This window comes from Paenibacillus elgii NBRC 100335 (genome assembly GCF_004000865.1).
GTDB lineage: Bacteria > Bacillota > Bacilli > Paenibacillales > NBRC-103111 > Paenibacillus_G > Paenibacillus_G elgii.
The window spans coordinates 40179-55638 of the sequence record NZ_BIMB01000017.1 but is presented as its reverse complement, the minus strand read 5'-3'; the positions used below and the strand labels follow the sequence as shown (position 1 = coordinate 55638).

General features: G+C 53.6%; 7 protein-coding genes. 2 read left to right on the top strand and 5 right to left on the bottom strand.

Translation table 11 applies throughout. The annotated features are described in order from the left end of the window. Positions 1-81: 81 nt before the first annotated feature. Genes PEL01S_RS14825 through PEL01S_RS14810 form a run of 4 tightly spaced genes read right to left on the bottom strand, consistent with a single transcriptional unit; the run spans position 82 to position 5960 of the window. Positions 82-2799 (bottom strand): glycosyl hydrolase family 95 catalytic domain-containing protein, encoded by a 2718-nt coding sequence (locus PEL01S_RS14825; protein ID WP_127460839.1) that lies wholly within the window; start codon positions 2797-2799, stop codon positions 82-84. 18 nt (positions 2800-2817) lie between these two features. Then, positions 2818-3669, bottom strand: coding sequence for a carbohydrate ABC transporter permease (locus PEL01S_RS14820; RefSeq protein ID WP_239551157.1), 852 nt, complete (start codon positions 3667-3669; stop codon positions 2818-2820). Beyond that, positions 3669-4574 (bottom strand): carbohydrate ABC transporter permease, encoded by a 906-nt coding sequence (locus PEL01S_RS14815; RefSeq protein WP_127460838.1) that lies wholly within the window; start codon positions 4572-4574, stop codon positions 3669-3671. Before PEL01S_RS14815 ends, PEL01S_RS14820 begins: the two co-directional genes overlap by 1 nt. Positions 4575-4595: 21 nt before the next feature. Then, the gene (locus PEL01S_RS14810) at positions 4596-5960 is read right to left on the bottom strand and encodes an ABC transporter substrate-binding protein (protein WP_127460837.1); all 1365 of its coding nucleotides are present in this window, start codon (positions 5958-5960) and stop codon (positions 4596-4598) included. Positions 5961-6228: 268 nt separating this feature from the next. Here PEL01S_RS14810 and PEL01S_RS14805 point away from each other — a divergent pair, with 268 nt between their 5' ends. Together PEL01S_RS14805 and PEL01S_RS14800 are read left to right on the top strand one after the other, a co-directional pair. Further along, entirely contained in the window at positions 6229-6981 is a 753-nt protein-coding gene (locus PEL01S_RS14805; RefSeq protein ID WP_127460836.1) for a response regulator transcription factor, read from the top strand. Between the two features lie 12 nt (positions 6982-6993). Beyond that, positions 6994-8796 (top strand): cache domain-containing sensor histidine kinase, encoded by a 1803-nt coding sequence (locus PEL01S_RS14800; RefSeq protein ID WP_163767685.1) that lies wholly within the window; start codon positions 6994-6996, stop codon positions 8794-8796. Positions 8797-8842: 46 nt separating this feature from the next. Here PEL01S_RS14800 and PEL01S_RS14795 read toward each other — a convergent pair whose 3' ends face one another. After that, a complete protein-coding gene (locus PEL01S_RS14795; RefSeq protein ID WP_127460834.1) occupies positions 8843-15103 on the bottom strand; it encodes a glycosyl hydrolase family 8 in 6261 nt (2086 codons plus the stop codon). Positions 15104-15460: the final 357 nt, after the last annotated feature.

Genomic DNA, 15460 nt, shown 5'->3' with positions numbered 1-15460 from the left:
ATACAATAGATACATTCCTTTGTGTAGAATTAACTTTACCTAACAAATAACCCCCCACGGAGGGGGGCTAGCTGAATTCCTTTAAATCGCACGCAGCTTGTAGGACACACCTTCTTCGGTTTGGAACGTGATCAGTCCCTGAGCCTGATCCACCTTAACGGGCGCCTCGATTGTACCTTCTATTTTCACCACCTGAACTTGACCGGCGCCGAATGGGTTCACGATATGAACGGGACCGCCCTTTTCGCTGGTCAGTCTCACATCGACGATCGATCCTCCATGAAGTCCGCTCGATACCACGAACGCACCTCTGGCCCGCAGCTGTCTGAAATGCGCCTCCGGATACTTATTTTTCGGCAGCATGGGGAACAGATGGATGACGTCTTTTCCTTTGCTGTCATCGAAATAGCTTTGCAGCATGAGGGCGTTAATCGTTTCTACGCTGCCGGATGTTTCGATGCCGCCGCCTTTTTGGTAAACCGTCAGATTGTTGCGCATCAGTAAGGAGCTGCTGTTGCTGGAGCTGATAATTTTTTTGAAATTGGTTAGCACTTCGTCCACATCGTAGCCGATCCGCACCGCCGCCGGAAATTGCATCGCGAAAGAGTTCGTCTGTTCCCAGGAACCGTACGCCTCAATCGTATTCAGCGCGATCTGCTTCAAACGCGAAGTCGTGCTCAAATTAATCTCATCGCTCGGCCAGAACAAGCCCGTCATGACGGCATGCCAAGGCCCCTTCACATTCGTCCCCCCGATAAACGGTCGTCCCGGATTAACAATCCGTTTGCCGGTCTTGCTGTCGATATAGGAATCGGACTCTTTGAACACTTCTTTTCCGGTTACGGGGTATACAAACGTCGGATACTCGGTTAATTTGTCGATGATATCCTGCCATTTGGCGCGTCGGGCCGCATCGACATCCAAATCCCGGCTTGCCGTAATGAGCCCCTTCATCAAAAATTTGACCATGGCGATGTCCAGAATGGAGTTGTCGTCGTGCTCGTTCGCCTCACGCGGCGCGCTGTCCTTGATGACATATTTGCCGTTCTCCATCATCAAGTAATCTTCCCAGAAATCGGCAAGCGAGATGAGGTACGGATAAGCCTTGTTTCGCAAAAACTCCTTATCTTTCGTGTACGTATAATGGTTGATGAAGTTTGTGGCCAAATACGCTCCCAGCATCAATTGGTCGTTCAGTTTGGATCTGGTTTTCTCAGGAGCGACCGGACTTGCCGGAATGCGGGCCGGATCCCATCCGACCGTCGCCGGGCCATACGGCCTCGCTAACGACCGGGTTGTCGAGAAGCCCCGGTATCCCGCTTCATGCGTGCGGTTGATGCCGTAAGGCATATAGCCCAGCACCTGATCGAAATAGGCGTCCGCCAGCTCGGGCCGGTTGCTGGAAAACACGCCCCAGTACGGGTTCTCGAAGTTATAGTTCAAAAAGTACCGCGCCCCCCACCCCGGCGAATCGTTCGTAACCCAGCTGCCAAAAATGCCCGGGGCCGCTTTGCCCGTCCGGTTGCTCGCGGCCAGCGCATACAAAGCTCCGAAATAATACTTATCGAACCACTCGTCGTTCGTAATCGCATACGACTTGAGCCAGAAGTTTTTCCACCACGCCAGGTGCGCTTCATGCTGCGCGGCGATCGTTGCCGGCGTCGTTCCCATGACCCTGGCTTGAGCTAATTTCAAGTAGCTCGCCGCTGCGGGAACGTCCGGATTTTCCCCGCCCCCGCCGCTAACTTGCGTCACAAGCGTTACGGTCGTATTCGGCTGCAAAATAAAATCGGCTTGCGCCCTGCCGCCGGACGAACGGAAGTCCGTAAGCGGCGCTCCGAGCAGGCGCGCGGCCAATACCGCTCTGGACATCCACTCCTTCGGCGCTTGGTTCGCAGAGCTTTCACGGGCCGCCCATAACACGCCGCGGGCAGCATCCGTTCCCGACTTAAACGGCTTGTCGTCCGCTTCCGGAACCCATACGTCAACCGTTAACGGAACGGATGCCGCAGCTTGCGTCCGAAGTTCGGTTATGACCAAATTGCTGTTCGCATCGACCCACGTTTTCATTTTGAGCTGGACATTTTTCAAGGTCACATCCGCTCTTACCTCCGCATTCAGCAGGTCCTGCTCATACCGATAGGACGGGGCGGAATTCGTGCCGTGCGCTTTATTGGTTATCGTTACTCCGCCGACCGTCAATTTGCTGCTTTTCATCCAAAAATCGTTTTTATCGATATAAATCGTCTGCGAATCGGCCGTGCCACCCAACACAGTGCCGACATCGCCATTTCCGAGCAGCGGGCCGTCCGCATACCCTTTAAAACCGCCGGGCAATTTGGTATAAACACCGGTCATGCGGGAAGGCGCGAGAGTCTGCAATTCCTGCCAATCCGACATGGAATGATCGTTCGGGCTGCGCTTGGTCGCCAGATTTAGCGAAGCTGCCGCTGACTGGTTGCCAGCCGCATCTCTGGCTCGGACCTGAAACGCATAAGAAGTATCCGGCAGCAAGCCCGGAATCGTCACGTTCGTGTTCTCGGTCAGTAATGTCTTCGTCCCATAGCTGATCTCATACTGCATCACGCCTTCGTTATCTTTGGCGACATTCCAGTTCAGGACAGCGGCCGTATCCGTAATTTCCCCGGCTCTAAGACCCGTCGGCGCTGTGGGCGCTTCCGTATCCGCGCGTGCTCCTGCGATATCCGTCGCGCTTTCCCCAAACACCATGGCGGCCGGCAGCATCGTTGCTATGAACGTCAATATCAGAATAAAGCTAACCATCCGTTTGATTTTCATACGTTACCTCCCCGTAAACTATCCCTTCAATCCGGTCGTCGCAATGCCTTCGACAAAATATTTTTGCGCGAAGAAATACAGCAGCACGCTGGGAATCATCGCTGCCAAAGCCATGGCCAGAATCCGGTTCCATTCCACGGAAGCCGCAACATCGAGAGACATCCTCAAGGCCAGCGAGATGGTGAATTTTTTTACGCTGTTGATATAAATGAGCTGGCCGAAAAAATCGTTCCACGTCCAAATAAACTGGAAAATGCCCGCCGAGAAAAGCGCCGCCTTGGAGAGCGGGAGCAAAATTCGAATCAGAATAGTGAACGAATGGCCGCCGTCCATTTTTGCCGACTCGTCGAGTTCCTTCGGCAGCCCTCTAAGGAACTGGATAAGCAAAAAAATAAAAAACGGACCGCCGCCGCACAGAGCCGGCACGATAAACGGGTAATAGCTGTTTAACCAGCCCAACTGGCCGAAGAGCATGAATCTCGGAATCATGGTAACTGCCGCCGGGAGGAAGAGCGTCGAGATCATCAAGGCGAATAACAATTTTTTCAGCGGAAACGTGAATCTGGCAAATCCGTAGGCCACAAGCAAACTGGAGGCGACTGTAAATACGACGGTCGGTATGACCAGAATGAACGTGTTGAGAAAAAAAGTGCCGAACGTATACTGCCCGCTGCCTTCCCAGCCCTTGCGGAACGAATCCCAGACATATTCTTTAGGCAGCAAATGAATACTGCCGAAAATTTCCGCATTCGGTTTAAACGAGGCGAACAGCAGCCAAATAAGCGGATATACCATCACGAGGCCCAAGCCCGTCAGGAAGACGTAATAAAGAAGTTGCAGCCATGTCATCTTGTGCGCGGATGCCGCCATTACTTATCGCCTCCATCCTCGTAATGAATCCAGGTTCTCGACGATTGGAAAAGCAGCGCGGTCAAGATCATAAGCACCACAAACAATACCCAGGACAGCGCGCTTGCATACCCGATGTTATAGAAACGAAACGCCTCCTCGTAAAGCTTCAACGCGTACAAATAGGTGGACTTCAACGGCCCGCCGCCGGTAATGACGAACGCCCCGGTAAAATCCTGAAACGCCCCGACCGTCTGCATGACCAGATTAAAAAAGATGAGCGGCGTTAGCATCGGTATCGTAATCGTCATAAATTTCCTGACCTTCGAAGCGCCGTCGACCGTAGCCGCCTCATACAAATCCTGCGGGATTTGCTTGATTCCGGCGAGAAAAATGACCATGGACGATCCGAACTGCCACACGGCCAGCATACTTACGGTATATAGCGCGACGTCTGGACTTCCGAGCCAATCGACCGGTGGCACATGCAGCTTCTCCAAGAACGCGTTGATCATGCCGTCCCGCAAAAACAACACCCGCCACAAAACGGAAACCGCCACGCTGCCGCCCAAGATCGACGGAAGATAGTAAACGGTACGATAAACATGGATGAATCTGAGCTTAGCACTCAGCATCATCGCCACCAGCAGCGCAAAAATGAGTTTGACGGGGACGGCAATCAACACATAAGCGAAGGTGACCGAGAACGATTTATAAAAATCCGCATCCCGAAACAGCTGGCTGTAATTGTTCAACCCTATCCAATGATAAGCTCCGATGGGCCCTGCGTCCGTAAAGGACAGGATGAACGAATACAGAAAAGGATACAGCTGAAAAACAATAAAGCCGACCAGCCAAGGCAAAATATAGAAGAATCCGGTATAGCTCCCCTTCCTTGTCCATCCGTTCTTTGTTATCGATGCCATGCTTTCACCCGCACTTGTTTATCATTTCTTCTGCGCCTTCAATTCGTTCAGCTTGTCGCCGACCCGCTTCAAATAATCGTTGGCCGCTTGCTCGGGCGTCGACTTGTTGAACAACAATTTCTGGAGCACTTCGTCCTGTACGGCTCCGATTTGCGAATTGTTCAAAAGCCCCGTAATTGCCTTCGATTGATGTTTGAGCACGATATCCACCGCTGCGCCTACGTCCTTATCGATTTTTCCGGCCTGCATCGCATAATCTTTGGCTGCTGCAGAAGCGGGAACCGATCTGACATCGCCGAGAATGGCGGCGGCTTCCTTGTCGTTCAAGAACCAGTTCACGAATTGAGCCGCTTCGCCGGTGCTCTTGGAGTTTGCGTTGATCGACAGCACCATGGAAGGCTTTACTAAGGTGCCGGGATCTTTGCCGTTCTTCAACTGGGGCAAAGCCGCAATGCCGATGGCCGAATTCGGGATTTGTCCTTTCAATTTCGCGATCTGGCTCGTAAATTCAATGATGAAAGGCGCGTCCCCGTTCACCCATTTCGGGTTCGGGTCCTGGCTCGGAGCATAGCATTCTTCGGCGGAAGGCAGCACATGGTTATCCGTCAGCTTTTTCATCAAGGCATAACTTTCAACCAGCTCCTCCTTCGTCCAGGGCATGGCCAAGTCGCCGCTTTTCAGCCTTGCGCCGGTGCGCTCCGTATGTACGATATCGAACAGCATGGGCGGGTAGCTTTTGTCGACGCAGTAGGTAAAGGTGCCTTTCGGATTGTTATCGCGGATTTTTTGGGCCGCAGCGAGCACCCGGTCCCAATCCCATGCTCCGCTGGTGTCGATTCCCAGCTTATCGGTGATCGTTTTGTTGTAAATAAGCACATATCCGTTCGTTCCCATAGGCAGCCCAACCGTTTTTTTGCTTGAGGACAAGGAGAAGTCTTGAAGAAGCTTTTCGTCAAAAGAAGACGTATCGATCTCGGTCAATCGGCTGATATCGGCCAAAGGCTCGGACTTGCTCGTAAGCTCTTCCAGCCATGTCTGATCCAGCTGCATAATATCCGGGGCTTGTTTGGCGGCGATTTGCGTTTTGATCTTATCGAGATATCCCTCGTAGCCTTGATATTCCGCCTCGATCGTGACATGCGGATATTTTTGCCGGTACCGATCGATCGCCGCCAGCGTCGCTTTGTGTCTGATCTCGGAGCCCCACCACATGAATCTTAACGTTACCGGTTTTGATGCCGAAGCGTCGGCGCCACTTGCGGAAGCAGATGCCGATGAACCGCCGGTATCGGGCATACCGTCAGCGCCGCATCCGGCGGCGAGCGCAGCAAGAACGACGACCATCGAGCAGACGACGCTTGCTTTGCCAACCATCCTGTTGTTCAACAGATTCCCCCCTCTCTCCACCGTTTCATTTTTGTAAGCACTTACAATCTCAATTGTAGCATCCCTCGCGAAAGGTCCAAAAGACACCGCTCATAGGAAAAAGTCTCTTCCTTTCGGCACTTTTCGGATGGGAACGAATAAAACAGTCATTTATTCAGATTTACAGTCCGTTTTGCAGATCCATATCGCAGCTTCCATTCGCTATTTCTATTTTACAATGATTAGATTATATTTAAATGTAATCCAATTTCAAAGGCAGGGGAAGCCGATGTACAAATTGCTCATTGTGGACGATGAAAGCGAAACAAGAAGCTCCATAAGCAACTATTTTCCTTGGGAGGACATCGGATTTGAGATCGTCGGGCAGTTGGAGAACGGCAGACAAGCGCTGGACTTTCTCAGCGAGCGCCAAGCGGACGTCGTACTGTGCGACATCCATATGCCCGTGCTGTCCGGCATTGACTTTGCCCGGGAGATTAAGGACAGGAAGCATCCCGTTATGATCGTCTTTTTCAGTGGATACCGGGAGTTTGAATATGCGAAGCAAGCTCTCTCGCTGGGAGTGAAGGAGTACATCGTGAAGCCTCCCAAGTACAAGGATTTGGTAAGCGCTTTCTCGTCGCTCAAAGCGGAATTGGACGAACAAGCCTGGCGTATGGCGGCTCCGTCCGATCCGCTCGATGAAGAGCCGGAACAAAGCTATAACGGCAAAATTATTTCCATCGTCAAACACTTTGTCGAAGACAACTTCCCGCATGCTTCTCTTGAAGAAGCAGCCAAGCTTGTCCATATGAATGCGAATTACTTGAGCCAGTTTTTCAAAAAAAATACGGGGAGCAGCTTTTCCGATTATCTTCTTACGGTAAAAATGCAGAAAGCCAAGGAGCTTCTGCAGGATGTCCGCTACCGCAGCTACGAGGTCGGCTCGCTGGTAGGCTACAGCAACTCCCGCAACTTTGCCCGGACGTTTAAAAAATATTTCGGGACGACACCGAGACTTTACAGGAATCGGAAACCGTAAATGGGACCGGCGATGAAAAAACGTTTTTTTCTCAAAAACCTTGCCGTTTTTCTCCTTCCGATCATGGTGCCGATGATCTTGCTCGGCTCGCTATCCATCGCCGTGCTGCAAAGCTACATTAAAAATGAAATCAGCAGCAGCCATATCCGCCAATTGAATCAGACCAAAGAAAATTTGGAGCTGATGTTAAATGAGATGGACTCCCTCATCTTGACGCTGGACAACCATTCGAAAATCAATAATGTCTTAGGCCACCTATTGGAAAATCAATTGCCAAAATACGAGGATATTGTTCCCGGCGAAATGCTTCAAGCGTTCTTGAACGCTCCCGCCAATGCCAGGCCGTATATCCACTCCATTTACGTCTACTATCGGAATGACCATGGCTTGTTCGTATCGTCCAATGTCGGAGTGGCGAATCTGAACAACTATTGGGATACCGGCTGGTACGACAGCTATAGGAATCATGACGGGGATGCGGAAATTTGGACGGAGCCGCGAAGTGTAAAGCAGTACGGCTTTGAAAAGGACGCGAAGCGGATTGTCACGGTTCACCGGAAGCTGCACACAAGAGACGGTATGATCGCGCTGAATTTATCGAGGGACTACATCGAAGACATCCTTCGTTCGCTTGCGGCTTCCTCCGAACAATGCGTGCTTGTATTCAACGAAAAAGGACAGCTCCTTTTTAGCAGCAGCATGCCAGGCGACTTAAAGCAGATGCCAATCGTGCAGGTGCAGGCGGGCCATGAGAAAGAAAGCCTGCTTGCTCTCCAGTCGCATAGCGATTCTTATATCGTCAACCAAGTCAATTCCAACCGTTACGGCTGGGAGTACTTTTCCATCGTGCCGAAAAAATCGCTGTTCCGCGTGCCTACCCGATTAAGCGCCGTAACCCTTCTTCTTCTTCTGATCTCCCTCGTCGTCAGCATGCTGCTCGCTTATTACTTTACCTCGCTGAATTATAACCGCCTGTCAAGCATGATGTCGATTATCGACTCGGCCGTCCGAGGCAAGCCGCTGCCCCCGCTCCCGGTCGCCGTTAAGGACGAGTACGGCTATATCCTGCATAATATTTTGAAGACGTTTATCGAACAAAATTATTTGAAGGTGCAACTGTCGGAGCAAAAATACCGTCTTCAGGCTGCGAAATTGCTGGCCCTTCAGTCGCAAATCAATCCGCACTTTCTGTACAACACGTTAAACGCGATTTATTGGGAAGTATTCAAGCTTACGGCCAAACCGAACCAAGGGACCGAAATGATCGAGAGTCTGTCCCATATATTGGATTATTCGCTAAGCAGCCCCGCGCAGACCGTCACGCTGCAAGAGGAAATCGACCATACGCAAAGCTATATCCGAATTCAGAAGTTCCGTCACAAGGACAAATTTGAGGTCACGTGGAAAGGGAATCACGGGGAGATTCAACACTTTAAAATCGTTAAACTGCTCCTGCAGCCTCTCGTTGAAAACAGCATTCATCATGGAATCGAGGAAACGAAAACGAGGGTTGTCATCCGAATCAAAATCATGCTGCAAGGGAACCGTTTAAGAGTTTCCGTTACCGACAACGGCATGGGGATCGAAAAAGACCGTCTCACGGAGATCCGGAGGCAGCTAAGCGAAGGAAGCGAATCGCCCGAGCACATCGGTCTATTTAATACCAACATTCGGCTGAAATTAAGCTACGGGGAACCCTATGGCATTGCGATCAAAAGCAAGCGCGGATTCGGAACGGCAGTATCCTTCGATATCCCCGCTGCTGCGCCTCCCCATGACAGCTCCCTCCTCTGCTGGCAGCAAGAGGAGGATTAAAAAAGGCTGCCGAGAAAAATCCCGACAGCCTAGAGATTGTTAAAAATTACTTCCCGGATTGCTTCAGCTTCAGCAGCACCTTGACCGCTTCGGCTCTCGTTGCGCTGGCTCCCGGGGCGAAGCGGTTGCCTTCCCGGCCTTCGACCAGGCCAAGCTTTTGAATCGCCTCTACGGCAGTTTTCGCCCATCCCGGGATATCGGCGTCGTCCGAAAAATCGGTCGAGCCGGCCGCTTGGCGGGCAGCTCCCTGCGCATTGGCGATCATGATGGCCATCTCGGCCCGGGTGATCTGCGCATTCGGACGGAACGTACCGTCCTCGTAGCCTTGAACGATGCCCGCTTGGACGGCCTGCGCCACAGCTTTCTCCGCCCAGGCGCCGATTTCGGAACGGTCGGCGAACGTAAGAGCGTCGCCCTCCTGCCCAAGCTTCATCGTCCCGGCCAGCATGACGGCAAATTCGGCCCGGGTGATGACATGATCCGGTTTAAAGGAACCGTCCGGGTATCCCGTAACGATACCGCTTGTCACCGCTTGCCGGATGATGCCTTCCGCCCAATGCCCTACGGTATCGGTAAACGATACCGGCTTCGGCTCCGCCGAAACATCGCCAGCTTTCTTATCGACGGCGAACACCGCAAAGATACCCGTATCGTCCACGTTCACCTTGATCGTGGAACCGTCGACCGTGCCTCCGATATTCGTCCACTGCTTCTTCTCGCCGTCGTAAACGAACACGGCAGGTGTCTGGTTGCTCCGCAGCAGCGACGGATCGAAAGCGATCGTCAGCGTAACTGGCTTTTTGAACAAGCCGGTAAAGTTTTTCGTCAGTTCAAACACCGGACTGAGCTTTGTCTCTTGCTGAGTAAGGAACTTTGACGGGTCCGCCACTTTCTCCACGGTCAGCGTCAACGCCTGATCGGCCGCTCCCGCCGGTACGGTGACGGTGATTGCGTTCCCTAAGCTTGTGGTGCCCGAGCCGCCTGCCGGGATCGACAGCTTCCCGTCAGTTGCAGCCGATGAACCGCCGCCGCTTCCCCCACCTGAACCGCCGGACCCGCTCGAATCCGAATCGGAGCCGGAGTCGCTTAAGGTGGACACCACTCGCACATTGCTTATTTTCGAATAATTGCCCGCTGCATCGAAAGCCATCACAAAGTAACGGTAAGTCGTATTCGGCGAAAGTCCGGTGTCCCGGAATTCGGTCTTCGTCGTCGTGTAGATTTCCGTATTGTTTCGGTAAATTTTGTAGCCCGCAATCCCGAAGTTATCCGTCGCTCCCGTCCACTTCAGATCGATGGCGGAATCGGATACGGCTTCGGCCCGCTCGATGGTCGGTTCCGTCGGCGACTCGGTGTCGACGATGGCCGGCGTCCACCAGTTGCCGGAAACGACCAGCATGCTCAGCAGCCGGAGGTTGTTGCCGAAATAAAGCGCGTCTTCCGTCGAAATGGCCGCATTGTAATCCCATAAATCGTTCAGCCACTGCTGATTGGACGAGTCGGTCATGGCGCTGACCATAAACGGCGCGGAGAACGAAAGATCCGCATCCTCGCCTAACGCCGCTGAACCGTCCAGCTTATAGCCGGCCTTGATGCCTTCCGGTTTGCCGCCGGTTTTCGCGCGAATCCAGCCGTTCAACCGGCCGAGCTGCTCTTTCGCCCGCCGATCTCCGGTCAGAAGGAAATCGGTGCCAAGCCGCCATGGCACCCGGGAGGCGTTGTAATTATAGTCCCCGTCATGCTCGCCTTCCAGGAAATATCCGTTCCCGGTATCCCATTTCTTCTCGCTTACCGGCTTGAATTGGCCGTCCGTATCCTTGAAGACAAAATCGGGCAGCAGTCCGGAATTCGGACTGTACTTCTCATGCACGCTCCGGATCATGCGGTACGTTTGGTCGATCACTTTGTCCCAGCGGCTATCGCCGGATACGATCCGGAAATCCTTCAAGTGCTGGAGCATGAAATCGGATGGACGGGAAGCTTTGCCGTACATCGGGTCCTCGTCCTTCGCCCAATCGGCGAGCTTCAAGGTCCATTCCGTATGGTTGACTTCGCTTTCCATGATCGCGTCGATCACCTTGCGGGCCTGCTCCAAATAGTTGATTTCGCCCGCGCTTCCCCACTGCCGGTCGGCCAGCAGCAACGCGTACGCAATGTCCATATCCCCGTCCGTTGCGGAATCCGCGCCGTTGATGTCGACGATGGCGCTGCCGTTATCCGCCTGCTGCCATGCCATCAGCTGCGGGTTAACGGCGCTTGGATGCGCCCGGAAATACTGGTACATGCCGTCAAAATAAGTCTTTGCCTCCGGATCATGCCCCGCCATCAGCGCGGTGATCAGCATGCCGTACCCGTGGGCCTCCGAGACGGTAATTTCCCCGTCTTTGAACCAATCCCCATCCGCATACCATACGTAGTATTGCGTAGGGTCATAAGGGTTTCGCTTCAAATATTTTGCCTTCCATTCCTTGTACAACCGGGTCACCGTGGCGTCCATTTCGGCTTGCGTCACATGATTCGGCTTGATCGAATCGCCCGCATACACGGTATGCTGCGGGTACGCCTTGAACGGTCCGTCTCCGGAGGACGCAGGCTTGGTCGCGACTTCGATCCGGTTGCTTGGCAGCGACTCGATCGTTTCCGCATTATACGCCTTCACTTCGTAGCTGTAGCTCGTAGCGGGCTTTAATCCCGTATCGCTGTAGGAGGTCGCCGTTGTCGTGCCGACTTTGACGCCGTTACGGTAGATGTTGTAGCCTGCCGCTTCCGTTTTTCCGGCGGACGCCTTCCAGTTCAACTGAATTTGAAAAGCGGAAACCGCGTTCCCGGTCAAGCTCGTTGGCGCCGAAGGCGGATCAGAATCGATCGGTCCATCCTGCGTACTGACTTCGACCGCATCGGAATTGATTCTCGCACCGACCGCTTTCACGACGAAATCGTATTTTTTCGCGGGGTTAATGTCGGCAATTGCATAGGTGTACTCCGCTTGCGCCCCGGCCGGAACATAGACGCTCCAATGCGTTTTCACCTTATCGTTCTTCTCATAGATCCGGAAGCCTCTGACCGGCTCGGCGCTGGCGGCAGGAGCCTTCCACGAAAGGACGGCTTGATTGCCGGTGACTTGAACTTTGGCGTCCTCCACCTTCGCAGGCTTGCCGTCCGTTCTCCGAATGCCGTACCGGTCGTAGGCTTGCACCCCGCTATCCCCCGGCTTCTCGTCTTCGACCGCCGCCGTGTAGGCTGTAAATTTGAGCACCTCATCCGAGACGGAGACATCGGTAAACATTTTTTTGAACGGCTGGGTATCGATGGCTGCAAAAAAATCGTCATAAGGAACGCCGTTCTTATCGACATACTTTTCGTAAAATTTATTGCCGAACGCATTGGACATCAGGTAAACCGTGCCTTTCGGATTCACGGCATTACCTTCCTGGTCAAACGTCAGCTGACTTGCGGGAATGATCTTATCGTTGTACATCTGGAACGATCTCATATACATGTGATCGTGCGCTTCGAACACCATGTCGATGCCCATCTCGTCGAAAACGGGAATCAGATACTTGCGGTAAAATTGAACCCGTTCGTCCTCCCATTCGCCTGCATTGTCACCCGCCGAATAAGGGCCTTTGTGGAAGGTGACGAACTTCCATTTCTTGTCGCTCCTCGCGACCGTATTTTTCATCCACGCGACTTGATCCCAGAACTGTTTATCGGCCCACTCCACGTCGACTCCGTTCTGCGCCAGTCCGCCGACAAACTGGGAGTTGAACACCAGATACAGCGCATCGCCATATTCGAACGAGTAGACCGACCCTTCGTGAGTGCCTTCCACCTCCTGCTTCGGCAGGTTGAAGTGATTGTAGAAGTTGTTGTTCGGCGTCGTTTCGTCTCCGTCGTAGTCCTGAACCTCATGTCCGCCAAGCACGGGGACGAAAGGTACGTTCAGCAGCTCGTTCTGCGCCGCTCCCAGCATCCACTGCCATTGCTCCTCCAAATCTCCGTTATCCACCAAGTCCCCGGCGTTGATCAAAAATTTGGGATCGCCGATATGATCGATCGCTTTTCTGAACGTATCGCCCCACGGCTCGAATCCCGATTTGCTGGAGGATTGGGAGTCCGATCCGGCTATAAAACGGTAGCCCGCCTGTTTGCCCGCATCCGTCTTGAACGACCCGACGGCGCTCCAGCCGTCCGGCTCGCCGTTGCCTACGCGGAACTTGTAGGCGGTTCCCGGCTTCAACCCGTCTGCGACCGCTTTATGACTCATAAATTTCGTCTTCCGGCCGGTTTCCCGGTCGCTTTTCTTCATGAAAGTCTCGATTTCCTCCACGCTACCTGTATATGCAACGGCTCCGGCTTCCGGAAATACACCGTCCTTCACTTTGTCGGCCTCGGCCACCTGAACGACCGTTCCCGTCTTCACATCGGTGTACCAGGCAAACGCGAGACTTGTTCGGGCATCGCCGTTCAACGTCATGTTGATCAGCTTCGGCATGTAAGGCGAATCCTGCACCGTAAAGCTCCAGACGATATCCCGGGCGAGCGGAACTTGGTCGTCCTTGCCACGAATGAGCTCCTTCGGAAGCTTCACCGTGTACGTCTTGCCGTACACAAAACTCGGATGCTGGATGTTCAGCGTGACCTGATTGACAATCTCAAGCGTGACCGGAGCAAGCGTCCGGTTGTGATCGTCGACAATCGCCGCTTCATATCCGGGATTCAGCGCGATCGGCTTATTGAAGGTCACCGACACCGGGGCGGCCGCCGACACTTGAACAGCGCCGTCCTTGGGCAGCCCCGCCGTATCGATCGTCGGGATGACAATCGGCGCGCCGTCGATCCGTTTGCCCGATACCCGGACATCCTTGATCCGGCTGGAGCCGGACCCGCCGATGCCCGAGGAACCTTTCGTATTCGTATCCGAGCGGACAATCCAGCGGATATACAGGATATCCCGATTGTCGGCTTCCGCCGGAAGAGACGCATCGATCAGCTTGCACGACTGGTTCGCGCAATTGAAGCTGGAAGTGACCATCGTCAGGTCCGTATTCGGCACGTCTGTCCATGTCCGCTTATCGGTGCTGATTTGCACCTTAAAATCGCGCGGGCCCGAGCCCGAGGAGTTTTGCTGCGAGGACAGCGCAATCTGCTCGAACCCTTTCGTCGAGACGGTCGCCAGCCAATATTTGCTGCCGCTGCCGTTGTCCCAGCCTTGATAGCTGATCGCTTGTTTGTCGCTGTCGTAGGCCTCCAATACGCCGCCGATATTGCTAAACGTCGACGCCGACTTGTAGGCGCCGTCCGTGGCCGGCCACACGCCGTCAGACCCGGCGCCCGCGAAGGTCCATTCCGCAACCTTTTGACGGGATGCCGCCGCAAGTGTCGAAACTGCGATCCGGCTGCTCGCATCCGATTCGTTACCCGCCCCATCGTAAGCCGTCACATGGTACGTGTAGTTCTTGGCCGCAAGTCCGGTGTCTTCGTAGGATGCGGCTGGCGCCGTCCCGACTTTTACGCCCTCGCGGTAAATGTTGTAGCCTGCGACTCCGACATTGTCCGTAGAGGCCGTCCAGGTCAGCCGGATCGATGTATCGGATATCGCTTGCCCGCTAAGTCCCGCAGGCACAGTCGGTGCCGTCACGTCGGAGGACGAGCCCTTGCGCACCCCCTTGACGGTGACGCTGATGAGCTGGCTGGAGCCGGATTCCCCGATGGCCGTCCCGCTCGTGCTCACATTTGAAACGACAAGCCAGCGTATGTACAGGCGCTCCCGGTCGCTCGCGACACCTGGCAAAGGCACGTCGGTTAACCGCGTGGCTGTGTCCTTATTCATGACGAGATCGGGTAAGCCTGTGCCGTCACCCGTCAGATTGGTCCACTGCTGCCCGTCCGTGCTGAATTGCACCCGAAAATCGCGCGGACCGGTCGATCCCCTGCCCTGCTGCTCGGAAGATAGCGTGATCTGCTGGAACTCCTTCGTAGAGACGGTGGCAAGCCAATATTTTTCCTTCCCTGTCTCTTCGTGCCAGCCTTGATAGCGGATCGCTTGGAGGCTATCGTCCCAGCCGAACGTTTCCGTAGCCCTGGCAGGAACCGCCTGAAGGGCGGAGCTGCCCTTGTAGAGGCCGTAAGTTGCGGTGAATACGCTTTGATCGGCCGGATTCGCGCTATATTTCCATTCCGCCAAGGTGGAGGAAACCGGCGATACGTCAGCGGATGCCACACCCGCAAATTGGAGCGTTAACAGGACAAGCGTCAATAAGAGCGAAAGCATGCGGTTTCCGGTTCTTCTTGCATGGTTGTTCATGATGAGAAATTCCTTTCTAACATGAAGTTGGAATACTGCTTACTGCGTGGCCTTGCATCTCCTTCTCGGTCCTCATCCGGCTATAAGCTGCCGTACTCTGTCCTCCTCCCTTGATATTATGCGCTTTCATTCGAAGTCATCCCGTCTTTGAAAATTAAAACGTTTATACTTTCACGAAAAAATAAAAGCGCTATAAACTTCAAAGACCGAAGATCCTAGCCCCCAGAATATATTTCATTTCCCAATCCATGTCAACCGTTTTTCGCCAATATATTTCTTAGGATTTTGTAAAGACGTTGCCCATAACAATACTTTTGAGGGGGACCGATCAACAGTCTTCATTCCATTGTTGATCAT

What these genes read in the sequence shown, in the direction of transcription:
- PEL01S_RS14795 (WP_127460834.1), bottom strand. Translation starts at nt 15,103, where the DNA reads ATGAACAACCATGCAAGAAGAACCGGAAACCGCATGCTTTCGCTCTTA.
- PEL01S_RS14825 (WP_127460839.1), bottom strand. Translation starts at nt 2,799, where the DNA reads ATGAAAATCAAACGGATGGTTAGCTTTATTCTGATATTGACGTTCATA.
- PEL01S_RS14800 (WP_163767685.1), top strand. Translation starts at nt 6,994, where the DNA reads ATGAAAAAACGTTTTTTTCTCAAAAACCTTGCCGTTTTTCTCCTTCCG.
- PEL01S_RS14805 (WP_127460836.1), top strand. Translation starts at nt 6,229, where the DNA reads ATGTACAAATTGCTCATTGTGGACGATGAAAGCGAAACAAGAAGCTCC.
- PEL01S_RS14820 (WP_239551157.1), bottom strand. Translation starts at nt 3,669, where the DNA reads ATGGCGGCATCCGCGCACAAGATGACATGGCTGCAACTTCTTTATTAC.
- PEL01S_RS14815 (WP_127460838.1), bottom strand. Translation starts at nt 4,574, where the DNA reads ATGGCATCGATAACAAAGAACGGATGGACAAGGAAGGGGAGCTATACC.